Here is a 24,879-nt window from a genome sequence, read left to right on the forward strand (position 1 = left end):
GATATGCAGAAATCCAGATATCGACTTCCCTGGAGATCCCCCGTGACCGAGTCCGCGCCCGTGACCGAGTCCGCGCCCGCCGCCGAGCGGCGCTCTGAGCACAGCGCGGATGTGATCGTCGTCGGCGCCGGTCCGGCCGGCTCCGCGACCGCCTACCACCTCGCCCAGGCCGGACTCGACGTCCTCCTGCTGGAGAAGACGGCGTTCCCCCGCGAGAAGGTCTGCGGTGACGGTCTGACGCCGCGCGCCGTCAAGCAGCTCGTCGCGATGGGCATCGACATCTCCGAGGAGGCGGGCTGGCTGCGCAACAAGGGCCTGCGCATCATCGGCGGCGGCTCCCGCCTCCAGCTCGACTGGCCCGACCTCGCCTCCTTCCCCGACTACGGACTCGTCCGCAAGCGCGACGACTTCGACGAGCAGCTCGCCCGCCAGGCGCAGAAGGCCGGCGCCCGGCTGTACGAGCGCTGCAACGTCGGCGCCCCGATCGTCCACGAACTCACCGGCCGGATCACCGGCGTGCACGCCAAGCTCGGTGCGGAGAAGACGCCGGTCACCTTCCACGCGCCGCTGGTCGTCGCCGCCGACGGCAACTCCACCCGCCTCTCCGTCGCGATGGGCCTGCACCGCCGCGACGACCGCCCGATGGGCGTCGCGGTCCGTACGTACTTCACCTCGCCGCGCCACGACGACGACTACCTGGAGTCCTGGCTGGAGCTGTGGGACCGCCGCGGCGCCCAGGACCGGCTGCTGCCCGGCTACGGCTGGATCTTCGGCATGGGCGACGGCACCAGCAACGTCGGCCTGGGCATCCTCAACTCCTCGTCCGCCTTCAAGGAGCTGGACTGGCGGGAGATCCTCAAGGCGTGGTGCGCCTCCATGCCCGAGGAGTGGGGCTACACCCCCGAGAACATGACGACGACGATCCGCGGCGCGGCGCTGCCGATGGCCTTCAACCGCCAGCCGCACTACACCCGCGGTCTGCTGCTCGTCGGCGACGCGGGCGGGCTGGTCAACCCGTTCAACGGCGAGGGCATCGCGTACGCCATGGAGTCCGGCGCGCTGGCCGCCGAGGTCATCGTGCAGGCGCACGCCCGCGCCACCTACCTCCAGCGCGAACGCGCCCTGGAGCGCTACCCGAAGGTCCTCAAGGAGACCTACGGCGGCTACTACTCCATGGGCCGCGCGTTCGTGAAGCTCATCGGCAACCCCAAGGTCATGCAGATCGCCACCCAGCGCGGCCTGACCCACCCGCTGCTGATGCGCTTCACCCTCAAGATGCTCGCCAACCTCACCGACCCGACGGGCGGCGACGCGATGGACCGCATCATCAACGGGCTGAGCAAGGTCGCCCCGAAGGCGTGATCGCGCGGGACGGCCCCGGCCACGCCCCTGGCCTAGGGGCGTGACCGGGGCCGCGTCCTTGCCGTCAGTCCGGACGGCGACCGGCGTCGGCCGCCTGCCTGCGGTACGTATCGAGCAGATCCAGCGCGTGGTTGAGCCGCCAGGCGATGTCCGCCGCCTCCTCGGGCGGGATCGACCCGAGGAGAAGCCGGTACCCGGTCCGCCGGCACCCGCCGCACGGCTCCTTCAGCTCGATGTCGTCGAACTCGATCCCCAGCCGCCGGAAGGCGTTGACGAACGCGCTGCCCTTCTCCTCCGCCTCCTGCCGTTCGCCGTCCACCCAGAAGGCGTGGTCGGCCTTGATGAAGTCCATGTGTACGTCTCCTGTACGTCTTGGTGGAAGGGCGCTACGCGACGGCGGCGCGGAGTTCTCGGGGCTGCGGGCGAACGGCCCGGGACCCGGCCCCGCGTTCGTACGCGATGAGGTACGGGCGGATGAGGGCGATCTCCTCACCGTCGAGCGGCAGCGCCCTGCGCCGGACGTGGTCGGGCAGCGGCCGCCGGGCGTACGGCGGGGCCGGTGCGATGACCGGGGGTGGAGGCGGTGGGGGTGGCGGGAAGAGGAAGGCGGACACCTGGCGGGCGGCTGAGCGCGCACGGCGGCGGGCCGGTTCTCCTAACCAGAGGAACAGCAGGGCGATAAAATCGCGCATTGGTTGTCAACTCCTCAGTGGTGGTGACTTCTTCCCCCGGTGGCCGTGGCTGCGGCGTGCCGGGGTGGTACCCGCGCCCCCTGCCGTGGCCGGGTCGGCGCTGGCAGGCGCCGACCGGATCGGCCGGGCAGGGGGCGGGGCATCAGGGGCGTCGGGGCGGGGCGGTGGTGAGCCCGTGAGCCCTGTCGCCGGTGACCTGATGTGTCGCGGCCGACGGACTCGATCCCGTTCCCAACCGGCTCTCTCCCCGTAGCCGTGCGAAGTGCCGCTCGACTCGCTCGTACAGCGCCTCTTGCCTTCGGGTGAGGTCGTCCGTCTCCGTTTGCCCGGTGGGCTCTTCGTTCTGCTCGTGCTTGATCACGGGTGTCCCCTTAGCGAGCAACTTCCATTGCGGGCACGGCCGTTCGCGCGTACCCGCTGGTTTCTCACCATCAGAATGCGCTTACGTCAGAGGCATCCGCAACACCCGATACGGTGAAATAGAAATTTGCACGCGCTGCCGGAATTGCGGGGTGGCGCCGGGAATCGGCAGGTGACAGGCGATGACGGGGCACGGCAGACTGTTGGGCACCGGAAGAGGAGGGGGAGCCCGTGAGTGCGCCTACGGTGCGTCGTCGGCGACTTGGCGCGAAGCTCCGTGCCCTACGCGGTGACCTCACACTCGAAGAGGTCTCGGAGCGGTCCAAGGGCACGTTCGCCGTCTCCAAGCTGTCGCGGATAGAGACGGCCAAGAGCGCGGCGAAGGCGAAGGATGTCGAGCAACTGCTTGACCTGTACGCCAAGCTCGGCCGGAAAGTGAGCGCCGAGCTACGCGCGGCCCTGGTCATCCTGACGAAAGAAGGCGCCCAGCGCGGCTGGTGGCACTCGTACCGGGGTGTTCTTACGCCGGTGCACGAGGATCTGATCAGCCTGGAAGCTGAGGCGGAGTCGGTGTGTACGTGGCAGCTCGGCGTGATCCCCGGACTGCTCCAGACGGCCGAGTACGCGCGCGAAATCATTCGGACGACGGCGATGTCCGAAGCTGTCGAGGCCAAAGTCGATGCCCTGGTCGAGATCCGTCTCGCTCGCCAAGCGATCCTCACCCGCGACAGCGATCCCCTGACGCTGTGGGCGATCATCTCGGAACAGGCGCTGCGCTCGACCACCCAGACCGCCGACGCGATGGACGAGCAGCTGGGGCGGCTTCTGTCGCTGGGAAAGCGGCCGAACATCAACATTCAGGTCCTGCGTTCCGGCGCTCCCCTGCATGTGGGACAGCTGGGCACATTCACCGTTCTCGGATTCGGTCCTCACGCGGACCTTGACGTGGTCCACACGGAGGGGCTGACCTCACTGCTCTACATCGAGGACCACGACAAGGTCGCCGTACACCGCGATGCCTACCAACGACTCACTTCTGCTGCTGAGTCCGTCGAGGCGTCGGCGAAGTTGATCACAGAGATAAGAAGGAAGAACAACACATGAGCCATGTTGACGACGCGTCGACCCTGTCCGTGACGTGGTGGAAGTCCTCGGCTTCCGGGGCGCAAGGGGACTGTGTCGAACTCGGCATTGTCGATGACGCGACGGTCGCCGTCCGGGACAGCAAGAACCCCCGGGGGACCGCCCTGCTGCTTTCCCACGAGCAGATGACCGCGTTCGTCTCCGCTGCCGCCTCGGGCCGGTTCGGCGGGGTCGCGTAAGGGAGGCCCTTTCGACCGCTGATCCGGCGAACGCGTCGAGACGCTCCCTGTGCGGCCTGGGCCGTGCGGGGAGCGCCGTGCTGTTCGGCGGAAGCGTGATCGATGGCCCCGCGCACCGAAAGGCCGCCCATGACCCGCACCGAGTTCTACGACGACCCGGACGCTCCCGAGCCCAACAGCCTCGTGGTCGCCGCCTCCGCCGTCGTCACTGATGCGGAGGGGCGCATTCTTCTCCAACGCCGCCGGGACAACGGGCTCTGGGCGCTGCCCGGGGGCGGCATGGAGAGGACCGACTCGCTCCCCGGGACGGCTGTCCGGGAGGTGAAGGAGGAGACGGGGCTGGACGTCGAGATCACCGGGCTGGTGGGGACGTACACCGATCCGCGGCACGTCATCGCGTACGCGGACGGCGAGGTGCGCAGGCAGTTCAACGTCTGCTTCACGGCCCGGGTCGTGGGTGGGCGGTTGGTGATCTCGGACGAGTCGACGGAGCTGCGGTTCGTCCGGCCGGAGGAGATCGACCGGCTGCCGATGCATCACACGCAGCGGCTGCGGATCGGGCATTTCCTGGAGCGGCGGGAGCGGCCGTACCTCGGCTGACGCGGCGGCCGTGCTGCCCGGGGAGCCGGTGAACCGCGGTGCGCGGAACGTGCGGCGGGGCGCACCCGGCGGCGCCGACGAGCATCCCGGGGGACGCGTCGGCCACCCCGCGGACCGGCCGGGCTCCGTCGCCCACTCCGATCGGCAAGCGCACCCCGAAGGCGTGAACCGCGGGCGCCCATCGGCGCCCCGTGTCACCTCACCGGGTACGGCTGCCCCCGAGAACGTCCTCTTCCGAGCAGGTCACGCATGGTCCGCGCGGGCCGGGGGGAGTACGGAGGGGATTCATCAGCCCGTGGATGTGAGGTCATGGAGTTGGACGCGATGATCAGGGATGCCGAGGGAGCGCGCGACGAGCTGCGGGCCGCGCTGCTGGGGGTCGGTGTCGTCCTGCCCACCGTGCGGCTCGACGCCGCGTCGGTCGCCGGGGAGGACCCCCGGCCATTGGTGGAGCTGGGCCGCTGCGCCCCCGACGTGGCACGGCAGCTCGCCGCCGTCCTCCGCCGCTGCGCGATGCACAGCACGTACGAACGGAACCGGCAGGAGGCGGGCAGCAGGCCGTGATCCGGGGAGCTGCCGGGGCGGCGCCCCGTGACGCGGGCCGTCGGCCGGGGCAGCGTCCCCTGAGCCCGTACGCCGTCCCCGGGAGCGGTCCGTCAGGGGCGTGCGGTCCCGTCGGCGGGGCGGCCGTCGGCGCGGCGTTCCCGGTGGCGGGCCAGCAGATGGCCGCCCGCGGCGGTCGCCGCGAGGACGGCGCCGCCGGCGGCGAGGAGCGTGGTGGCGCGCAGCTCCCCGGAGGTGATCCGCGCCAGCTCCGCGAACCGCGCCTCGGTCGTGGGGTGTTGTTCCGCCGTAGCGCCGCCCCCGGCGGCCACCGGCCCGTGCGGGGCGCGGGGGTGTGAGGTGTGCGGGCCGCCGGAGGCCGGGCCCCCGGGGCCCGGCTTCTTCGCGTACGGGCCCTCGGCGCGGGGGAGTTCCCGGTGCGGGCCGCCGGGCCGCGGCGCGGTACCGGGCGCCGGGGCGGGCCCGCCGGACGGACCGGACGGAGTACGGCGCGGCGCGGCGGACGGCGCACCCGAAGGGACCGCGGACGGCGCACCCGAAGAGGGCCCGGACGACTGCCCGGACGAGCTTCCGGACGGCGGGCCGGACGGTTCGTGCGCCGGTCCCGTGTCCGCGACGGTGGTCCGTACGGTGACGCTCCAGGGGGCGTCGTCGGGGCAGACGCCCTCGATCGCCCAGGCCGCCCGGGCGTCGGCCCGCGCGGCGGCGGCCTCGTCGACCGGCCCGAGGCCCAGCGGCACCCGGGGGGCGGTCCGCGCCGTGCCCCGGTAGGTGCCGGTCTCTCCCTGGCGTTCCAGGGTGACGGTGCCGTCCCGCAGCACCCGCCCCTCGCCGCTGATGTTCCGCGGCATCCGCCGCTCGTCGCCGACCGCGCAGGTCACCGCCACCGTGACGGACCGGCCGCGGCGTACGGTCGCCGGATCGACGGAGGCGGACGGCCCGTCACCGGAGGCCGCCGCCCGGGCCGCGGCGGCGGTCGGTATGGACCGCGCGACGGGCGTGGCCGAGGCCGCCGGTGCGGTGAGGGCGACGGCGGCCGCGCCGAGCGCGGACACGGCCAGGGTGCGCGCGGCGCGGCACATACGGGTCCTCCTGGTACGGCGTCGGGAACGCCCCGGGCCGACCGCCCCGGGCGCCGGGCCCCGCACCTCTCCGTGCGGGGCCCGCTTCCGTAAGCCATGTCAGCCCAGGCCCGGCCGGCGCGCACCCGGAACGGTGCGGCGGAGGGGCACCGGTGAGCCGAACGGGCGGAAGGTGCCGGGCCCGCGCCGGGCCCGCGCCCCGCGTCCCGCTCCCCTGTTCCGCGCGGCGGACGGCGAGAGACACAACGTCCCAGGCGGTCCACCGGTCGCTGCCGGATCCCCCGTGAGGGTGGAATCCGTCCGGAATCCGCCGCCCCGCCACGCGAAAGGGCCACCCACGTACGCCGATACGGACCCGACCGCGTACGCACACCCGGCCACGGGCCCGCCGCACGCCGAAGGCCGCCCCTCCCGAGCGGTGGGAGGAGCGGCCTTCGTCAGGCGTTACAGGGCGGCCGACCCGTCACGGATGGATCCGCCGGAAAGGGGTCGTACCGGGAGGAACGGGCGCCGCAGCGCGCCGCGTCCGGACCGGTAACGGGCCGGGTGCTGCGGTGGTGCCGGTCTCAGAGGACGCGGACGGCGCCGGTGGGCTGGTCGTAGCTGAGCGGACGCTCGACCACACCGGTGCTGGAGTTCTGCGCGCCGATGAAGTTGCCGTTACCGACGTAGACACCCACGTGGTACGCGCTGCCCGCGCTGCCCCAGTAGAGGATGTCGCCGACCTGGAGGTTGCCCAGACCGACCTGGGTACCGGCGGTCGACTGCGACTGCGAGACGCGCGGCAGCTCGATGCCGATCTGCCGGAACGCGGCCTGCGTGAGACCGGAGCAGTCGTACGCGGAGGGGCCGGTGGCGCCCATGACGTACGCCTTGCCGACCTGCGCGCGCAGGAAGGAGAGCAGCGTGGCGGTGGAGCCGGTGGCACCGGTGGAGGGCGTGCTGTCGGTGGAGCCGGAGGGCTCACCGCCCGTCAGAAGGGTGCGGTCGGCGGAGCGGGAGGCGCGGACCTGCTGGGCCTCGGCGGCCTTCTTGCGGGCCTCCTCCGCCTTCTTCTTCGCCTCGGCGGCCTTCTTCTCGGCCTCGGCCTTGTCCTTCTTCGCGGCCTTCGCGGCGGTCAGTGCGGCCTTGTCCTGCGCGGCCTGACGCTCGTACACCTCCGCGACCTGCTGCGTGGCTTCGGCGCTCTCGGCGAGGTCCACGGAGAGTGCCGTCGTGATGGTCGGCAGCTCCTGGGTTTCGGAGACCGGCTTCTCGGCGGCGTTGGCCGGAACGGTCGCTCCGGTCACCGCGAGGGTGAGGAAGCCACCGGTGACGCCCGCACGCAGGGCCCGCGAGGACGCGGAACGGCGGGGCTTCCGGTGGCTGGGTATGAGTGCGTTCGGGGACATGGCACCACGGCTATCAAGAGTCACAGGTTGCTGCCAACAAAGGTGGCTTGCACCACACTTGACGCGTACACGATGAACAAAAGGGATCAATTGCCGACCGTGGTGCCACTCGAACGGTGTCCGAAAATCGCGATCATGCACCTACGCACGGCTTTTACAGCCGATGCGGGCGGAAGGGGGCGCCTATCACCTCTCCAGGCGCCACGCCAAGGCTTCCCGTAGGTCAAGGAGTTATGGCGCGAAACCGCGTGGGATAGCTCACTCGTGAGTGTCCGTTATGTTCCCGTGATCCGCCGCCGGATCGCCGCTCGTGAAGGCGTGCACGTACGGACGATCACGGGCGGATCACGAGGCGGTCACGCCACCGGCCGCGCGGCTTATAGCAGTTGACGGTGTCCAGTGCCAATTTGCCTGCACGGCGCCTGTCTTGATAATGACATCGCCGCCCTGACCAGCGGTAACCCGCGTGAATGTCACCTCTCGTGATCACTCGCGCGCTTCACGTACGTAGCTCACCGCTCATCCGACTTCATGATCCTTCGTCAGGTGGTGGAGATCACAAAGGCGTTGGTGTACCCCGTGTCGCAGATCACAGGAGGACGGGCATAGGATGCAGGCGGTCCGGGCTTGTGAACTGCCTCACATGCGCACGATCTCTGTGGGGCGAGCCCGGGCGGACCGCCATCCAGTCATCGTCGACTGAAGGGAGCGAGGACGGTGAACGCCTATGCGCCCATCCTCGTACTGGGAGCCCTCGGGGCAGGCTTTGCGATCTTCTCCGTCGTGATGGCCACGCTCGTGGGACCCAGGCGCTACAACCGGGCCAAGCTCGAAGCGTACGAATGCGGGATCGAGCCGACTCCGCAGCCGGCGGGCGGCGGTCGCTTCCCGATCAAGTACTACCTGACGGCGATGCTCTTCATCGTCTTCGACATCGAGATCGTCTTCCTCTATCCCTGGGCCGTCACCTTCGACGCCCTGGGGGTGTTCGGGCTCGTCGAGATGCTCCTCTTCGCGCTCACCGTCTTCGTCGCCTACGCCTATGTATGGCGTCGCGGCGGCCTGGAATGGGACTAGGGGCCACCCATGGGACTTGAAGAGAAGCTGCCCAGCGGCTTTCTGCTGACCACCGTCGAACAGGCCGCGGGCTGGGTACGTAAATCCTCCGTCTTCCCCGCCACCTTCGGGCTCGCCTGCTGCGCCATCGAGATGATGACGACCGGCGCCGGGCGCTACGACCTCGCCCGCTTCGGCATGGAGGTCTTCCGCGGCTCCCCGCGCCAGGCGGATCTGATGATCGTGGCCGGGCGGGTCAGCCAGAAGATGGCGCCGGTGCTGCGGCAGGTCTACGACCAGATGCCGGACCCGAAGTGGGTCATCTCCATGGGCGTCTGCGCCTCGTCGGGCGGCATGTTCAACAACTACGCCATCGTCCAGGGCGTCGACCACATCGTCCCGGTCGACATCTACCTGCCGGGCTGCCCGCCGCGCCCCGAGATGCTGCTGGACGCCATCCTCAAGCTCCACCAGAAGATCCAGGAGACCAAGCTCGGCGTCAATCAGCGGCAGGCGGCCCGTGAGGCGGAGGAAGCCGCGCTCAAAGCGCTCCCGACGATCGAGATGAAGGGACTGCTGCGGTGAGCGAGCAGGACGACCCCAACGCACCCGGCCAGAACGTCCCGGCCCAGCGCGACGACACCGGCGACCTCATCGCCACCCGCCGCGGCATGTTCGGCGCCGCGAACGGCGGCGACACCTCCGGCTACGGCGGACTCGTCCGCACCGTACGGCTGCCCGGCGCCAGTGCCCGCCCCTACGGCGGCTGGTTCGACGAGGTCGCCGACGAACTGGAGGGCGCCCTGGAGGAACAGGGCCTGGTCCCCGAGAACGTCATCGCCAAGACCGTCGTCGACCGCGACGAGCTGACCTTCCACATCGAGCGGGAGTTCCTCCCGGCCGTCGCCCGCACGCTCCGCGACGACCCCGCGCTCCGCTTCGAGCTGTGCACCGGCGTCAGCGCCGTCCACTTCCCCGGCGACAAGGGCCGCGAGCTGCACGCCGTCTACCACCTGCGCTCGCTCACCCACAACCGGCTGATCCGGCTGGAGGTCTCGGCCCCCGACGCCGATCCGCACATCCCGTCGGTCGTCGCCGTCTACCCGACCAACGACTGGCACGAGCGCGAGGCGTACGACTTCTTCGGCCTGATCTTCGACGGCCACCCGGCGCTCACCCGGATCATGATGCCCGACGACTGGCAGGGCTTCCCGCAGCGCAAGGACTACCCGCTCGGCGGCATCCCCGTCGAGTACAAGGGCGCCCAGATCCCGGCTCCCGACCAGCGGAGGTCGTACAGCTGATGACTCCTTCCCCTTCCCCCGCCGAAGCGTCCGCCGCCCCCGGGCCGCGCGAGACGACCGAGGGCGCCGTCTACACCGTCACCGGCGGCGACTGGGACGAGATCGCGACGGCCGCCGCCGCGTCCGACGACGAACGCCTCATCGTCAACATGGGCCCCCAGCACCCCTCCACGCACGGCGTGCTGCGGCTCATCCTGGAGATCGACGGCGAGACCGTCACCGAGGCCCGCTGCGGTATCGGCTACCTCCACACCGGCATCGAGAAGAACCTCGAATACCGCACGTGGACCCAGGGCACGACGTTCGTCACGCGCATGGACTACCTGACGCCGTTCTTCAACGAGACGGCGTACTGCCTCGCGGTGGAGAAACTCCTCGGCATCACCGAGCAGATCCCCGACCGGGCCACCGTCGTCCGCGTGCTGCTGATGGAGCTGAACCGCCTCTCCTCCCACCTCGTGGCCATCGCCACCGGCGGTATGGAGCTGGGCGCCACCACCATCATGATCTACGGCTTCCGCGACCGGGAACTCATCCTCGACCTCTACGAGTTGATCACCGGCCTGCGGATGAACCACGCGTACATCCGCCCCGGCGGCCTCGCCCAGGACCTGCCGCCCGGCGCCGTCGACCAGGTCCGCGCCTTCGTCAAGAAGATGCGCAAGAACCTCCCCGAGTACGACAAACTCGCCAGCGGTAACCCGGTGTTCAAGGGCCGCATGGAGGGCATCGGCCACCTCGACCTGGCCGGCTGCCTCGCCACCGGCGCCACCGGCCCGATCCTCCGCTCCGCCGGTCTGCCGCACGACCTGCGCAAGACCCAGCCGTACTGCGGTTACGAGACCTACGACTTCGAGGTGCCGACCGCCGACACCTGCGACGCCTACGGCCGCTTCCTGATCCGCCTGGAGGAGATGCGCCAGTCGCTGCGGATCGTCGAACAGTGCCTGGACCGGCTGGAGCCCGGCCCCGTCATGGTCGCCGACAAGAAGATCGCCTGGCCCGCGCAGCTCGCCCTCGGGCCGGACGGTCTCGGCAACAGCCTCGACCACATCAAGAAGATCATGGGCACCTCGATGGAAGCCCTCATCCACCACTTCAAGCTCGTCACCGAGGGCTTCCGGGTCCCGCCCGGCCAGGCGTACGCCGCCGTGGAATCCCCCAAGGGCGAACTGGGCGTGCACGCCGTCAGCGACGGCGGCACCCGCCCCTACCGCGTGCACTTCCGCGATCCGTCCTTCACCAACCTGCAGGCCATGGCGGCCATGTGCGAAGGCGGTCAGGTCGCCGACGTCATCGTCGCCGTCGCATCCATCGACCCCGTGATGGGAGGCGTCGACCGGTGACCGAGAACGCTGCGACGAGCCTGGGCATGCCCTCGCTCCCCGCCCCCGACTACCCGGACGACGTCCGCGCCCGGCTGGAGACCGACGCCGCGGAGGTGATCGCCCGCTACCCCGGCGCCCGCTCCGCGCTGCTGCCGCTGCTCCACCTCGTCCAGGCGGAGGAAGGGCATGTCAGCCGCACCGGCATCCGCTTCTGCGCCGACCGCCTCGATCTGACCACCGCCGAGGTCACCGCCGTCGCCACCTTCTACTCCATGTACCGCCGCACCGACGGCGGCGACTACCAGGTCGGCGTCTGCACCAACACGCTGTGCGCGGTGATGGGCGGCGACGCCATCTTCGAGCGGCTCCAGGAACACCTCGGCATCGCGGGCGGCGAGACCACCGAGGACGGCGCCGTCACCCTCGAACACATCGAGTGCAACGCCGCCTGCGACTACGCGCCCGTCGTGATGGTCAACTGGGAGTTCTTCGACAACCAGACCCCGCAGTCCGCCACGCGCCTCGTCGACGACCTGCGCGCCGGACGCACCGTCGAACCCACCCGCGGCGCCCCGCTCTGCACCTTCAAGGAGACCTCCCGGATCCTCGCCGGCTTCCCCGACGCGCGCCCCGGCGCCGTCGAGGCCACCGGCGGCGCCGGACACGCCTCCCTCGTCGGACTCCGCCTCGCCAAGGGCGAGACGGCACCGGGCCGCGCCGCCGACCACGTCATCGCCCCGCGCACCACCGCCGACGGCGCGGAGCACACCGCGGAACACCCGCCGGGCGAACCGCCGTCGGGCGCCCCCGGCGAGCAGGCGTCCCCGGCCCACCCCAGCTCCCACGACGCGCCGCAGCAGACCTCGGCCTCCGACGAGCACCACCCGTCCGGGCCCGAAGCCGAGGAGGGGAAGTGATGACGATGGCAGCCGAGGTCGACGAAGCCAGCCCGCAGAAGATCCTCGCGCCGGTCCTGTCCGCCTTCTGGGACCAGCCCGGCTCCTGGACCCTGGACACCTACCGCCGCCACGACGGCTACGAAGGGCTCCGCAAGGCCCTCGCCATGGCCCCCGACGACGTCATCGCGTACGTCAAGGACGCCGGGCTCCGCGGACGCGGCGGCGCGGGCTTCCCCACCGGCATGAAATGGCAGTTCATCCCGCAGGGCGACGGCAAACCGCACTACCTCGTCGTCAACGCCGACGAATCCGAGCCCGGCACCTGCAAGGACATCCCGCTCCTCTTCGCCAACCCGCACTCCCTCATCGAAGGCATCGTGATCGCCTGCCACGCGATCCGCTCGAACCACGCCTTCATCTACCTGCGCGGCGAGGTCGTCCCCGTCCTGCGCCGGCTGCACGAGGCGGTACGCGAGGCGTACGCGGCGGGCTTCCTCGGCAAGAACATCCTCGGCTCCGGACTCGACCTCGACGTCACCGTGCACGCCGGTGCCGGAGCGTACATCTGCGGTGAGGAGACCGCGCTGCTCGACTCGCTGGAGGGCCGCCGCGGCCAGCCCCGGCTGCGCCCGCCCTTCCCCGCGGTGGAGGGCCTGTACGCCTGCCCCACCGTGGTGAACAACGTCGAGTCCATCGCGTCGGTCCCCGCCCTCATCCACCGCGGCAAGGACTGGTTCCGCTCCATGGGCAGCGAGAAGTCACCCGGCTTCACGCTCTACTCCCTCAGCGGCCACGTCGCGAGCCCCGGCCAGTACGAGGCGCCGCTCGGCATCACCCTGCGCCAGCTCCTCGACATGAGCGGCGGGATGCGCCCCGGCCACCGCCTGAAGTTCTGGACCCCGGGCGGCTCGTCCACCCCGATGTTCACCGAGGAACACCTCGACGTCCCCCTCGACTACGAGGGCGTCGGCGCCGCCGGTTCGATGCTCGGCACCAAGGCGCTCCAGTGCTTCGACGAGACCACCTGCGTGGTCCGCGCCGTCACCCGCTGGACGGAGTTCTACGCCCACGAGTCCTGCGGCAAGTGCACCCCCTGCCGTGAGGGCACCTACTGGCTCGTCCAACTGCTCCGCGACATCGAGGCGGGCAAGGGCCGCCCCGGCGACCTCGACAAGCTGAACGACATCGCCGACAACATCAACGGCAAGTCGTTCTGCGCCCTCGGCGACGGCGCCGCCTCGCCGATCTTCTCCTCCCTGAAGTACTTCCGCGAGGAGTACGAACAGCACCTGTCCGGCAGGGGCTGCCCCTTCGACCCCGCCAGGTCGACCGCCTGGGCCGACAACGACGCTCACCTGGGGGTGAACGCATGACCGTCACCACGAACGCCCCCCACAACGGCGGGGGCGGCGAGGCGGCGAAGCCGCCCGAGGACCTCGTCACGCTGACGATCGACGGCGTGGAACTCTCCGTCCCCAAGGGGACGCTGGTCATCCGCGCCGCCGAACTCCTCGGCATCGAGATCCCGCGCTTCTGCGACCACCCGCTGCTCGACCCGGCGGGCGCCTGCCGCCAGTGCATCGTCGAGGTCGAGGGCCAGCGCAAACCGATGGCCTCCTGCACCATCACCTGCACCGAGGGCATGGTCGTCAAGACGCAGCTGACCTCGCCGGTCGCCGAGAAGGCCCAGCGCGGCGTCATGGAGCTGCTGCTCATCAACCACCCGCTGGACTGCCCGGTCTGCGACAAGGGCGGCGAGTGCCCGCTGCAGAACCAGGCGATGCAGGTCGGCGACCCGGAGAGCCGCTTCGAGGGCGGCAAGCGGACGTACGAGAAGCCCGTCGCCATCTCCACACAGGTCCTCCTCGACCGCGAACGCTGCGTGCTGTGCGCCCGCTGCACCCGCTTCAGCAACCAGATCGCCGGTGACCCGATGATCGAGCTGATCGAGCGCGGCGCCCTCCAGCAGGTCGGCACCGGCGACGGCGACCCGTTCGTGTCGTACTTCTCCGGCAACACCATCCAGATCTGCCCGGTCGGCGCCCTCACCTCCGCCGCGTACCGCTTCCGCTCCCGCCCCTTCGACCTGGTGTCGTCGCCGAGCGTCTGCGAGCACTGCGCCGGGGGCTGCGCCACCCGCACCGACCACCGCCGCGGCAAGGTCATGCGCCGCCTCGCCGCCGACGACCCCGAGGTCAACGAGGAGTGGATCTGCGACAAGGGCCGCTTCGCCTTCCGGTACGCGCAGCAGCGCGACCGGCTGGAGAGCCCCTTCGTCCGCAACGCCGACACCGGTGAGCTGGAGCCGGCGAGCTGGCCCGAGGCGCTGGCCGCCGCCGCCCGCGGTCTGGCCGCCGCCCACGGCCGCACCGGCGTGCTGACCGGCGGCCGCCTCACCGTCGAGGACGCCTACGCGTACGCCAAGTTCGCCCGAACCGTCCTCGGCACCCACGACATCGACTTCCGGGCCCGCCCGCACAGCGCCGAGGAGGCCGGTTTCCTCGCCTCCCGGGTCGCCGGACGCGGTCTGGACCAGGGGGGTACCTCCCTGTTCGAGCGAAGCCGAGAACTTGGGGGAGGCAGCGGGGTCACGTACCGCGCGCTGGAGCAGGCGCCCGCCGTCCTCCTCGCCGGGATCGAGGCGGAGGAGGAGGCGCCCGGCGTCTTCCTGCGGCTGCGCAAGGCCCACCGCAAGCACGGCCAGCACACCTACGGGCTCGCCCCGTACGCCACCCGCGGGCTGATCAAGACCGGCGGCACCCTGCTGCCCGCCGCCCCCGGCACCGAGACCGAATGGCTCGACGCGCTCGCCGGGGGCGTCGGTCTCGACGGCGACGGACGCGAGGCGGCCGAGGCGCTGCGGGGCGAGGGCGCCGTCCTCGTCGTCGGCGAACGCCTCGCCACCGTGCCCGGCGCGCTGACCGCCGCGGTCCGCCTCGCCACCGCCACCGGCGCCCGCCTGGTGTGGATCCCGCGGCGCGCCGGGGAGCGCGGCGCCGTCGAGGCGGGCGCCCTGCCGGGGCTGCTGCCCGGCGGCCGGCCCGCCACCGACCCGCGCGCCCGCGCGGAGACCGCCGCGATCTGGGGCGTCGCCGAACTGCCGTCCGGCCACGGCCGGGACACCGGCGAGATCGTCGAGGCCGCCGTCACCGGCGAGCTGGGCGCCCTGCTCGTCGGCGGCGTGGAGGTCGCCGACCTGCCGGATCCGGCCCGCGCCACCGCCGCCCTCGACGCCGTCGGCTTCCTCGTCAGCCTGGAGCTGCGGCCGTCCGCCGTCACCGACCGCGCCGACGTCGTCCTCCCCGTGGCCGCCGTCGTCGAGAAGCCCGGCACCTTCCTCAACTGGGAGGGCCGGGCCCGGATGTTCGAGGCGGCGCTCAAACCGGACCAGATGACCCGGCGCCACCTCCAGGCCGACGCCCGCGTCCTCCACATGCTGGCCGACGCGCTCGGTACGCCGCTGGGGCTGCCGGATGTGCACGCCGTCCGCCGGGAGCTGGACCGCTTCGGCGGGCGCGGTGGCCCGTACGCCGCCGACCCGCTGGAGACCGGCCGTCCGGTGCCCCGCCCGGAGCCGGGCGAGGCGGTCCTCGCCGGCCACCGACTCCTGCTCGACCAGGGAAAACTCCAGGACGGCGACGAAGCGCTGACCGGCACCCGGCATCCGGCGGTGGCGCGGCTCTCCGCCGCCACCGCGCGGGAGACCGGCGTCGCCGACGGCGAGCTGCTGGCCGTCACCGGCCCGGCGGGCACCGTCCGCCTGCCCCTGCACATCACGCCGATGCCCGACCGGGTCGTCTGGCTGCCGCTGAACTCCACCGGCGGCGGCGTGGCGGCCGACACCGGCGCGCACCCCGGTGAACCGGTCACGATCGCCGCCGTCCCCGGTGCCCCGGCGACGGCCGAGGAGGTGGACGCATGATGCCGCAACTCGCGCTCGGCACCACGGCGCTGGCCCAGGAAGACCTGTCGATGTTCGGCCGCGACCCGTGGTGGCTCATCGTCATCAAGGCGGTCTTCTGCTTCGCCTTCCTGATGCTGACGGTGCTGTTCTCCATCGTCTGGGAGCGCAAGGTCGTCGCCTGGATGCAACTGCGTATCGGCCCCAACCGCCACGGTCCGTGGGGGATGCTCCAGTCCCTCGCCGACGGCATCAAGCTGATGCTGAAGGAGGACGTGGTCGTCAAACGCGCCGACAAGGCGGTCTACGTCCTGGCGCCGGTCGTCGCCGCGATCCCCGCCTTCATGGCCATCGCGGTGATCCCCTTCGGCCCCGCGGACAACGAGATCTCGATCTTCGGTCACCGCACCCCGATGCAACTGACCGACCTGCCCATCGGCATCCTCTACATCCTCGCCACCGCCTCCGTCGGCATCTACGGCATCGTCCTCGCCGGCTGGTCGTCCGGCTCGACGTATCCGCTGCTCGGCGGGCTCCGCTCGTGCGCGCAGATGATCTCCTACGAGATCGCGATGGGGATGTCGTTCGCGGCGGTCTTCCTCTACTCCGGTTCGATGTCGACGTCGACGATCGTGCAGGCGCAGCAGGACCGCTGGTACGTGCTGCTGCTGCCGGTCTCCTTCATCATCTACATCGTCGCGATGGTCGGTGAGACCAACCGCGCGCCGTTCGACATGCCGGAGTCCGAGGGCGACCTCGTCGGCGGCTTCAACACCGAGTACTCGTCCATCAAGTTCGCGATGTTCATGCTCGCCGAGTACATCAACATGGTCACCGTCTCGGCGGTCGCGATCACGCTCTTCCTGGGCGGCTGGCGCGCGCCGTGGCCCGTCTCGACGTTCTGGGAGGGCGCCAACCACGGCTGGTGGCCGCTGCTGTGGTTCACGCTCAAGGTGCAGCTTCTGCTGTTCTTCTTCATCTGGCTGCGCGGCACGCTGCCCCGGGTCCGCTACGACCAGTTCATGAAGCTGGGCTGGAAGGTGCTCATCCCGGTCTCGCTGCTGTGGCTGATGCTCGTCGCCACCGTCCGCGCCCTGAAGAACGAGGGCCACGACTTCCAGCAGATCGTCCTGTACGTCGCCGGCGCCGCCGTCGCCCTGCTGCTGATCTCCCTGGTCGCCGACTTCTTCCGGCGCGGCGCCGCACCGGACGGCAAGGAGCCGGACGGTGCGGACGACGGCGCCTTCGACCCGATGGCGGGCGGATTCCCCGTCCCGCCGCTGCCCGGACAGGAGGTGCCGCCGGTGCCGCGCCGACGGCCGCGCCACGAACGCGAGTTGATTGTCAGTGGCCGGGTGGACACTGTCAGTGACGTAGAGGGAACGGACGGAAAGGGGGGCGACGGTGCCTGAGTTCCAGAACCCTGTGGCCGGCTTCGGCGTGACCTTCAAGGCCATGTTCAAGAAGCGGCTGACCGAGCAGTACCCGGAGGAGAAGAAGCCGACGGCGCCCCGGTTCCACGGCCGCCATCAGCTCAACCGGCACCCGGACGGCCTGGAGAAATGCGTCGGCTGCGAGCTGTGCGCCTGGGCCTGTCCCGCCGACGCCATCTACGTCGAGGGCGCCGACAACACCGACGAGGAGCGCTACTCCCCGGGCGAGCGCTACGGCCGCGTCTACCAGATCAACTACCTGCGCTGCATCCTGTGCGGCCTGTGCGTCGAGGCGTGCCCGACCCGCGCGCTGACCATGACCAACGAGTACGAGCTGGCCGACCGGACCCGCGAATCGCTCATCTACACCAAGGAGGAGCTGCTCGCGGGCCTGGAGGACACCATGGTCGACACCCCGCACGCGATCTTCCCCGGGATGACGGAGAAGGACTACTACCGGGGCCTGGTCACCGAGGCCGCTCCCGGCACGGTCCGTCAGACCGCCCACAGCAAGGGCGAGATGCCGCAGGAAGCGGCCCACACCACGGGGGAGAACGAACCGGCCGCCCCGGAGGTGATGGAACGATGAACTCCCTCGCCGCCGCGGCCTCCACCGGTGAGGCCGTGCAGTTCTGGATCCTCGGCACCGTCGCCGTCATCGGCGCGCTCTGCACGATCCTGATGAGGCGCGCCGTTCACAGCGCCCTCTCCCTGGCCGGCACCATGATCGTCCTGGCGGTCTTCTACCTCGCCAACGGCGCCTATTTCCTCGGCGTCGTCCAGATCGTCGTCTACACCGGCGCGATCATGATGCTCTTCCTCTTCGTCGTGATGCTCGTCGGTGTCACCGCCGCCGACTCCCTCAAGGAGACGCTGAAGGGCCAGCGCTGGCTCGCCGCCACCCTCGGCCTCGGCTTCGGCGTCCTCCTGATCGCCGGGATCGGCAACGCCTCCCTCAAGGAGTTCAACGGCCTCGGCGACGCCAACGCGGGGGGCAACGTCCAGGGCCTGGCCGCCCTCATCTTCACCAAGTACGTCTTCGCCTTCGAGGTCACCGGCGCCCTGCTGATCACCGCCGCCGTCGGCGCGATGGTCCTCACCCACCGCGAGCGCACCGAGCGCACCCCGTCCCAGCGCGAGCAGTCCCTCGCCCGCATCAAGGACGGCAAGCAAGTCACGCCCCTCCCGGCCCCCGGCGTCTACGCCCGCCACAACGCCGTCGACATCCCCGGCCTGCTCCCCGACGGCACCCCGTCCGAGCTGACCGTCAACCCCACGCTCCGCGGGCGCGGCCAGATCCGTGACGTCTCCCGGGAAGCCCTCGCCGAGCTGAAGGCCCTGGAGCAGCGGTCGGAGGAATGGCTCGGCCGCGGCGGATCCGAGCCCCCGGCCGCCCCGTCCCCGGCGGCGCCGAAGGAGGAGGCCAGCAAATGAACCCGGTCTACTACCTCTACCTCGCCGCCCTGCTGTTCACCATCGGCGCGGCCGGCGTGCTGATCAGGCGGAACGCCATCGTGGTGTTCATGTGCATCGAGCTGATGCTCAACGCCTGCAACCTCGCCTTCGTCACCTTCTCCCGTCTGCACGGCAACCTCGACGGCCAGATCATCGCCTTCTTCACGATGGTCGTCGCCGCCGCCGAGGTCGTCGTCGGGCTGGCGATCATCGTGACGATCTTCCGCACCCGTCATACGGCCTCGGTCGACGACGCCAGCCTGATGAAGCTGTAAGGGGTCGCACAAAGTGGAGAACTTGATCGCGCTGCTCATCGCGGCACCGCTGGTCGGTGCGGCCCTGCTGCTGTGCGGCGGTAAACGCCTCGACCGCACCGGCCACTGGATCGGCACGCTCCTCGCGGTCGCCTCCTTCGCCGTCGCCGCCGTCCTCTTCACCGACATGCTCGGCAAGGCCGCTGATGACCGCGCCCTGCACCAGCACCTGTTCACCTGGATCCCGGTCGGCGGCTTCCGCGCCGATCTCGCCTTCCAGCTCGACCAGTTGTCGATGACCTTCGTCCTGCTGATCACCGGGGTCGGCTCACTGATCCACCTCTACTCGGTCGGCTACATGGCGCACGACGAACGGCGCCGCCGCTTCTTCGGGTACCTCAACCTCTTCCTCGCGGCGATGCTGCTGCTCGTCCTCGCCGACAACTACCTGCTGCTGTACGTCGGCTGGGAGGGCGTCGGCCTCGCCTCGTACCTCCTCATCGGCTTCTGGCAGCACAAGCCCAGCGCCGCCACCGCCGCGAAGAAGGCGTTCCTCGTCAACCGCGTCGGTGACGTCGGCCTCTCCATCGCGATCATGCTGCTGTTCACCACCTTCGGCACCTTCGCGTTCGGCCCGGTCCTCGACGCGGCGGGTACCGCGACCTCGGCGGGCGAGGGCAAGGTCACCGCCATCGCGCTGATGCTGCTGCTGGCCGCCTGCGGCAAGTCCGCCCAGGTGCCGCTGCAGTCCTGGCTCGGGGACGCGATGGAGGGCCCGACCCCGGTCTCCGCCCTCATCCACGCCGCCACCATGGTCACCGCGGGCGTCTACCTCATCACCCGCTCCGGGGCGCTCTTCGACGCCGCGCCCGCCGCGCAGACCGCGGTCGTCGTGGTCGGCGCCGTCACGCTCCTCTTCGGTGCGATCGTCGGTTGCGCCAAGGACGACATCAAGAAGGCCCTCGCCGGGTCCACGATGTCGCAGATCGGCTACATGATCCTCGCCGCCGGCCTCGGCCCGATCGGCTACGCCTTCGCGATCATGCACCTCGTCACCCACGGCTTCTTCAAGGCGGGCCTCTTCCTCGGCGCCGGTTCGGTGATGCACGGGATGAACGACGAGGTCGACATGAGGCGTTACGGAGGGCTGCGCAAGCACATGCCGGTCACCTTCGTCACCTTCGGCCTCGGCTATCTGGCGATCATCGGTTTCCCCGGTCTCTCCGGCTTCTTCTCCAAGGACAAGATCATCGAGGCGGCGTTCGCCAAGGGCGGCACCGAGGGCTGGATCCTCGGTGGCGCGGCCCTCCTCGGCGCCGCGATCACCGCGTTCTACATGACCCGCGTGATGCTGATGACCTTCTTCGGTGAGAAGCGCTGGGATCCGGACGAGGTCCATCCGCACGAATCCCCGAAGACCATGACCATCCCGATGATCGTCCTCGCCTTCGGTTCGGTCTTCGCCGGCGGCCTGTTCAGCGTCAACGAAGCCTTCGTCACCTGGCTGGAGCCCGTCACCTCCCTCGCCCACGGCCACCCGCCGCTCGGTGCGACGGCCACCACCGCCGCCACCGTCGTCGTCCTCCTGATCGGCGTCGCCACCGCCTGGCTGATGTACGGCCGCAAGCCCGTACCGGCCACCGCGCCCCGCGGCTCTCTCCTCACCCGCGCCGCCCGCCGCGACCTCCTCCAGGACGACTTCAACCACGTGGTCCTGGTCCGCGGCGGCACCCATCTCACCGACACCCTCGTCCGCCTCGACCACACCCTCGTCGACGGCGCCGTCACCGGCACGGCCCTCACCATGGGCGGACTCTCCGGCCGTCTGCGCCGTCTGCAGAACGGCTTCGTCCGTTCCTACGCCGCCCAAATGGTCGGCGGGGCCGCCGTCCTCGTCGCCGTGACCCTGCTGATGAGGGGTGTCTGACCCATGGCAGCCATGTCGTTCCCGTTGCTGACCTGCGCCGCGGCGCTCCCGGCGGTCGGCGCCGTCGCCACCGCCGCGCTCCCCGCGGCCCGGCGCACCGCCGCCAAATGGGTCGCGCTGCTCTTCTCCGTCGCCACTTTCGCGCTGGCCCTGGTCATCGCCTTCCGCTTCGACCCCGGCGCGAAGGGACCGTTCCAACTCACCGAGTCCCACGCCTGGATCGCCGACTTCGGCGTCCGCTACGAGCTGGGGGTGGACGGCATCGCCGTCGCCCTGATCGCCCTGACGGCGCTGCTCATCCCGTTCGTCATCCTCGCGGGCTGGCACGACGCCGACCCGCTGGAGGAGGCCCGGCCCAACCGCCGCTGGCGGCCCACCCAGGGCTTCTTCGCCCTGATCCTCGGGGTCGAGGCGATGGTGATCCTCTCCTTCGAGGCCACCGACGTCTTCCTCTTCTACCTCTTCTTCGAAGCCATGCTCATCCCGATGTACTTCCTCATCGGCGGCTTCGGGGACGGCGCGAGCGGCGCCGACGAGGAGGGGGCGGCGGCCCGGCGGGCGAGCGCCGCGGTGAAGTTCCTGCTGTACAACCTCGCCGGTGGCCTGATCATGCTCGCCGCGGTCATCGGTCTCTACGCCGTCACCGCAGATCAGCTCGGCGCCGGCACCTTCTCGCTCCAGCAGATCGTCGAGGCGCGCGCCGCCGGCCATCTGGCCCTCGGCACCGGCACCGAACGCCTGCTGTTCCTCGGCTTCTTCTTCGCCTTCGCGGTGAAGGCGCCGCTGTGGCCGCTGCACACCTGGCTGCCGGGCGCCATGGGCGAGTCCACGTCGCCCGTCGCCGTGCTGATCACCGCGGTCGTCGACAAGGTCGGCACCTTCGCGATGCTCCGCTTCTGCCTCCAGCTCTTCCCCGAGGCCAGCCGCTGGGCCACCCCGGTCATCCTCGTCCTGGCCCTGATCAGCATCCTCTACGGCGCGCTGCTCGCCGTCGCCCAGCGGGACATCAAGCGGCTGATCGCCTACGCCTCGATCTCCCACTTCGGCTTCATCATCCTGGGCATCTTCGCGATGACTTCCCAGGGCCAGGGCGGCGCCACCCTCTACATGGTCAACCACGGCATCTCCACCGCCGCGCTGATGCTGGTCGCCGGGTTCCTCATCAGCCGCCGCGGCTCCCGGCTCATCGCCGACTACGGCGGGGTGCAGAAGGCCGCGCCGCTGCTCGCCGGCACCTTCCTCATCGGCGGCCTGGCCACCCTCTCGCTGCCCGGTCTCGCCCCGTTCGTCAGCGAATTCCTCGTCCTCGTCGGCACGTTCAGCCGCTACCCGGTCATCGGCATCATCGCCACCGTCGCCATCGTCCTCGCCGCGCTCTACGTCCTCGTCCTCTATCAGCGGACGATGACGGGCCCGCCGAAGGACGAGAAGATCCGTGCCCTGCCGGATCTGCGCGTCCGCGAGCTGGTCGTCGTCGGCCCGCTGATCGCCCTGCTGCTCTTCCTCGGCGTGTACCCCAAGCCGCTGACCGACCTCGTCAACCCCGCGGTCGACCACACCCTCTCCGTCGTGGACGAGCAGGACCCCAAGCCCGAGGTGCGGGTGGACGCGGTGCCCGGGCACCAGCGGGCCGGTCACCCCGCGCACCACCACGATGCGGAGGCCGCGAAGTGAACCCCGTGACAGACGTCCACACCCTGTGGACAACGGCGGCCGAGGCGCCCGGGAGGATCCCGGCCCCGCACATTGAGTACGCCCAGATCGCCCCGACCCTCATCGTCCTCGGCGCCGCGGTCGTCGGCGTCCTCATCGAGGCGTTCCTGCCCCGCCGTAACCGCTACACCGCGCAGTTGCTGCTCTCCGTCGTGGCGCTGGCCGCCGGGTTCGCCGCGGTCATCGGCCTCGCCGCGGGCGGCTTCGCCACCACCAAGGCGCATCTCGCGGCGATGGGCGCCCTCGCCGTCGACGGCCCGGCGCTCTTCCTCCAGGGCACCATTCTGCTGGTGTCCCTGGTCGCGGTGTTCACCTTCGCCGAGCGGCGCCTCGACCCGGTGGCGCACGGCAATCGCGTCGATTCCTTCGCCGCGCAGGCGGCCGCGGTGCCGGGCGGCGCGGCCGAACAGCAGGCGGTCAAGGCCGGGTTCACCACCACCGAGGTCTTCCCGATCCTGCTGTTCGCCGTCGGCGGCATGCTGATCTTCCCCGCCGCCAACGACCTGCTGACCCTCTTCATCGCCCTGGAGGTCTTCTCCCTCCCGCTCTACATCCTCTGCGCGCTCGCCCGCCGCCAGCGTCTGCTCTCCCAGGAAGCCGCCCTCAAGTACTTCCTCCTCGGCGCGTTCTCCTCGGCGTTCCTCCTCTTCGGCATCGCCCTGCTCTACGGCTACGCCGGAACGGTCACCTACGCGGGCATCGCCGAGGTCATCGCCGACGGCGCCAAGCAGATCGACCCCGCTCTGGCGGGCACGATGGGCAACGACGCCCTGCTGCTCATCGGCGGCGCGCTCGTCCTGATGGGCCTGCTCTTCAAGGTCGGCGCGGTCCCCTTCCACATGTGGACGCCGGACGTCTACCAGGGCGCCCCCACCCCCGTCACCGGCTTCATGGCCGCCGCCACCAAGGTCGCCGCCTTCGGCGCGCTGCTGCGGCTGCTGTATGTCGTACTGCCCGGGATGCGGTGGGACTGGCGGCCGGTGATGTGGGCCGTCGCCATCGTCACGATGCTGGGCGGCGCGATCGTCGCCATCACGCAGAACGACATCAAGCGGCTGCTGGCGTACTCCTCCATCGCCCACGCCGGGTTCATCCTCGCCGGTGTCCTCGCCACCAACCGGGACGGCATCTCGTCCGTCCTCTTCTACCTCGCCGCGTACTCCTTCGTGACGCTCGGCGCGTTCGCCGTCGTCACCCTGGTCCGGGACGCCGGGGGGGAGGCGACACAGTTGTCGAAGTGGGCGGGGCTGGGCCGCCGTTCACCGCTGGTCGCCGCGGTGTTCGCGGTCTTCCTGCTGGCCTTCGCGGGTATCCCGCTGACCTCCGGGTTCGCCGGAAAGTTCGCCGTCTTCAAGGCGGCGGCGCAGGGCGGCGCCGGCTGGCTCGTCGTCATCGGTGTGCTGTCGTCGGCCATCGCCGCGTTCTTCTACATCCGCGTGATCGTGCTGATGTTCTTCAACGAGCCGAAGGCCGACGGCCCGACGGTCGCCGTGCCCAGCCCGCTCACGACGACGGCCATCGCCATCGGCGTCGTCGTCACGCTGGTGCTCGGCCTGGCGCCGCAGTACTTCCTCGACCTCGCGGGGCAGGCGGGCACCTTCGTCCGCTGACCCCGCCGGGCGGGCCCGGGGCACCACGCCCGGTCCCGCCCGGAGAAGAACGGCCGCCGCCCGGACCCTTGTGCAGGGTCCGGGCGGCGGCCGTCGTACGGGCCGGGCTCAGCCGCCGTTCGGCGCGCCGCTGGGCAGCTTCGGCAGATCCGGGATCTTCACCTTGCCGTCTTCCGCGCGCTGGTACTTCTCCGTCGGGCCGCCCTTCCAGGTGACGGTCAGGCTCTTGCCGTCCGCGCCGGGCTTGAGGCGGCCCATCGTGCGGCTGGTGTCCCCGTCGGTGCACTTCAGCGCGACCATCGACAGTCCGGCCATCGATTCGACCTTGCCCAGGCAGCCCGCCTCGTGACCGCGGCTGAGGGCGGCGGTGCCGTTCTTGAACACCAGGATGAGCGGGTCGCCGCCCTCCTTGGTCTCCCAGGCACCCTCCAGCGCCGCGTCCCCGCTGGGCTTGGAGCCCGCGTCGGGGGCCGACGGCGCGCTGCTCTCCGGTGTGGCCGGCTTGTCCTCGGAGCTGCTGCTGCCGCAGCCGCTGAGCAGCATCGCGGCGAGGGCGGCCGCTCCGGCGATCTGCGCTGCCTTGCGCACCTGCGTCTCCTCGATCGGTGGGGAGTTGGGAGCCGTGA

At 70.8% G+C, this 24,879-nt stretch carries 24 protein-coding genes; 19 read left to right on the plus strand and 5 right to left on the minus strand.

Features of this window, described 5'->3' with window-relative positions; genetic code table 11:
• The first annotated feature begins 42 nt into the window (after nt 1-42).
• Nucleotides 43-1,362, plus strand: coding sequence for a geranylgeranyl reductase family protein (locus tag ACGH2B_RS15425; RefSeq protein WP_399089056.1), 1,320 nt, complete (start codon nt 43-45; stop codon nt 1,360-1,362).
• A gap of 64 nt (nt 1,363-1,426) precedes the next feature.
• Here ACGH2B_RS15425 and ACGH2B_RS15430 read toward each other — a convergent pair whose 3' ends face one another.
• Nucleotides 1,427-1,714, minus strand: coding sequence for a hypothetical protein (locus tag ACGH2B_RS15430; protein ID WP_399089058.1), 288 nt, complete (start codon nt 1,712-1,714; stop codon nt 1,427-1,429).
• Between the two features lie 34 nt (nt 1,715-1,748).
• A complete protein-coding gene (locus ACGH2B_RS15435) occupies nt 1,749-2,054 on the minus strand; it encodes a hypothetical protein (protein ID WP_399089060.1) in 306 nt (101 codons plus the stop codon).
• Nucleotides 2,055-2,645: 591 nt separating this feature from the next.
• Between ACGH2B_RS15435 and ACGH2B_RS15440 the strand changes: the two genes are divergently transcribed.
• The 4 genes from ACGH2B_RS15440 (at nt 2,646) to ACGH2B_RS15455 (ending at nt 4,900) form a co-directional block, all read left to right on the plus strand.
• Nucleotides 2,646-3,518: a helix-turn-helix domain-containing protein gene (locus ACGH2B_RS15440; RefSeq protein ID WP_399089062.1), complete on the plus strand. Its 873-nt coding sequence runs from the start codon at nt 2,646-2,648 to the stop codon at nt 3,516-3,518.
• Complete coding sequence (locus ACGH2B_RS15445; protein ID WP_399089064.1) at nt 3,515-3,736, plus strand: DUF397 domain-containing protein; 222 nt, start codon at nt 3,515-3,517, stop codon at nt 3,734-3,736. Before ACGH2B_RS15440 ends, ACGH2B_RS15445 begins: the two co-directional genes overlap by 4 nt.
• A gap of 129 nt (nt 3,737-3,865) precedes the next feature.
• Nucleotides 3,866-4,336, plus strand: coding sequence for an NUDIX domain-containing protein (locus ACGH2B_RS15450; protein ID WP_399089066.1), 471 nt, complete (start codon nt 3,866-3,868; stop codon nt 4,334-4,336).
• Nucleotides 4,337-4,645: 309 nt separating this feature from the next.
• Nucleotides 4,646-4,900 (plus strand): hypothetical protein, encoded by a 255-nt coding sequence (locus ACGH2B_RS15455; RefSeq protein ID WP_399089068.1) that lies wholly within the window; start codon nt 4,646-4,648, stop codon nt 4,898-4,900.
• Between the two features lie 92 nt (nt 4,901-4,992).
• Here ACGH2B_RS15455 and ACGH2B_RS15460 read toward each other — a convergent pair whose 3' ends face one another.
• Nucleotides 4,993-5,982, minus strand: a complete 990-nt coding sequence (locus tag ACGH2B_RS15460; protein WP_399089070.1) for a hypothetical protein — start codon at nt 5,980-5,982, stop codon at nt 4,993-4,995.
• A 566-nt stretch (nt 5,983-6,548) separates the two neighbouring features.
• Nucleotides 6,549-7,373 (minus strand): C40 family peptidase, encoded by an 825-nt coding sequence (locus ACGH2B_RS15465; RefSeq protein WP_399089072.1) that lies wholly within the window; start codon nt 7,371-7,373, stop codon nt 6,549-6,551.
• Nucleotides 7,374-8,090: 717 nt separating this feature from the next.
• Here ACGH2B_RS15465 and ACGH2B_RS15470 point away from each other — a divergent pair.
• Genes ACGH2B_RS15470 through nuoN form a run of 14 tightly spaced genes read left to right on the plus strand, consistent with a single transcriptional unit; the run spans nt 8,091 to nt 24,253 of the window.
• Nucleotides 8,091-8,450, plus strand: a complete 360-nt coding sequence (locus ACGH2B_RS15470; protein WP_399089074.1) for an NADH-quinone oxidoreductase subunit A — start codon at nt 8,091-8,093, stop codon at nt 8,448-8,450.
• 9 nt (nt 8,451-8,459) lie between these two features.
• Nucleotides 8,460-9,014: a NuoB/complex I 20 kDa subunit family protein gene (locus ACGH2B_RS15475; RefSeq protein WP_399089076.1), complete on the plus strand. Its 555-nt coding sequence runs from the start codon at nt 8,460-8,462 to the stop codon at nt 9,012-9,014.
• Nucleotides 9,011-9,733 (plus strand): NADH-quinone oxidoreductase subunit C, encoded by a 723-nt coding sequence (locus ACGH2B_RS15480; RefSeq protein WP_399089078.1) that lies wholly within the window; start codon nt 9,011-9,013, stop codon nt 9,731-9,733. The genes ACGH2B_RS15475 and ACGH2B_RS15480 overlap by 4 nt, the downstream gene beginning before the upstream one ends.
• A complete protein-coding gene (locus tag ACGH2B_RS15485; RefSeq protein WP_399089080.1) occupies nt 9,733-11,079 on the plus strand; it encodes an NADH-quinone oxidoreductase subunit D in 1,347 nt (448 codons plus the stop codon). Before ACGH2B_RS15480 ends, ACGH2B_RS15485 begins: the two co-directional genes overlap by 1 nt.
• A gap of 26 nt (nt 11,080-11,105) precedes the next feature.
• A complete protein-coding gene (nuoE, locus tag ACGH2B_RS15490; protein ID WP_399097026.1) occupies nt 11,106-11,978 on the plus strand; it encodes an NADH-quinone oxidoreductase subunit NuoE in 873 nt (290 codons plus the stop codon).
• Nucleotides 11,978-13,333, plus strand: a complete 1,356-nt coding sequence (nuoF, locus tag ACGH2B_RS15495; protein WP_399089082.1) for an NADH-quinone oxidoreductase subunit NuoF — start codon at nt 11,978-11,980, stop codon at nt 13,331-13,333. The genes nuoE and nuoF overlap by 1 nt, the downstream gene beginning before the upstream one ends.
• Nucleotides 13,330-15,882 carry an NADH-quinone oxidoreductase subunit G gene (locus tag ACGH2B_RS15500; RefSeq protein WP_399089084.1) on the plus strand — a complete coding sequence of 851 codons (2,553 nt, stop codon included), beginning with the start codon at nt 13,330-13,332 and terminating at the stop codon, nt 15,880-15,882. The genes nuoF and ACGH2B_RS15500 overlap by 4 nt, the downstream gene beginning before the upstream one ends.
• Nucleotides 15,879-17,273, plus strand: coding sequence for an NADH-quinone oxidoreductase subunit NuoH (gene nuoH, locus ACGH2B_RS15505; RefSeq protein WP_399089086.1), 1,395 nt, complete (start codon nt 15,879-15,881; stop codon nt 17,271-17,273). Before ACGH2B_RS15500 ends, nuoH begins: the two co-directional genes overlap by 4 nt.
• Entirely contained in the window at nt 17,266-17,883 is a 618-nt protein-coding gene (gene nuoI, locus ACGH2B_RS15510; protein ID WP_399089088.1) for an NADH-quinone oxidoreductase subunit NuoI, read from the plus strand. The genes nuoH and nuoI overlap by 8 nt, the downstream gene beginning before the upstream one ends.
• Nucleotides 17,880-18,728 carry an NADH-quinone oxidoreductase subunit J gene (locus tag ACGH2B_RS15515; protein ID WP_399089090.1) on the plus strand — a complete coding sequence of 283 codons (849 nt, stop codon included), beginning with the start codon at nt 17,880-17,882 and terminating at the stop codon, nt 18,726-18,728. Before nuoI ends, ACGH2B_RS15515 begins: the two co-directional genes overlap by 4 nt.
• The gene (gene nuoK, locus ACGH2B_RS15520) at nt 18,725-19,024 is read left to right on the plus strand and encodes an NADH-quinone oxidoreductase subunit NuoK (protein WP_030283548.1); all 300 of its coding nucleotides are present in this window, start codon (nt 18,725-18,727) and stop codon (nt 19,022-19,024) included. Before ACGH2B_RS15515 ends, nuoK begins: the two co-directional genes overlap by 4 nt.
• 13 nt (nt 19,025-19,037) lie before the next feature.
• A complete protein-coding gene (gene nuoL, locus ACGH2B_RS15525; protein ID WP_399089092.1) occupies nt 19,038-20,930 on the plus strand; it encodes an NADH-quinone oxidoreductase subunit L in 1,893 nt (630 codons plus the stop codon).
• A gap of 12 nt (nt 20,931-20,942) precedes the next feature.
• Complete coding sequence (locus ACGH2B_RS15530) at nt 20,943-22,604, plus strand: NADH-quinone oxidoreductase subunit M (protein WP_399097029.1); 1,662 nt, start codon at nt 20,943-20,945, stop codon at nt 22,602-22,604.
• 5 nt (nt 22,605-22,609) lie between these two features.
• Nucleotides 22,610-24,253: an NADH-quinone oxidoreductase subunit NuoN gene (nuoN, locus tag ACGH2B_RS15535; RefSeq protein WP_399089094.1), complete on the plus strand. Its 1,644-nt coding sequence runs from the start codon at nt 22,610-22,612 to the stop codon at nt 24,251-24,253.
• Between the two features lie 108 nt (nt 24,254-24,361).
• Here nuoN and ACGH2B_RS15540 read toward each other — a convergent pair whose 3' ends face one another.
• Nucleotides 24,362-24,841, minus strand: coding sequence for a hypothetical protein (locus ACGH2B_RS15540; protein ID WP_399089096.1), 480 nt, complete (start codon nt 24,839-24,841; stop codon nt 24,362-24,364).
• Between the last annotated feature and the right edge of the window lie 38 nt (nt 24,842-24,879).

This window comes from Streptomyces sp. BBFR2 (assembly GCF_044497305.1).
Classification (GTDB): domain Bacteria; phylum Actinomycetota; class Actinomycetes; order Streptomycetales; family Streptomycetaceae; genus Streptomyces.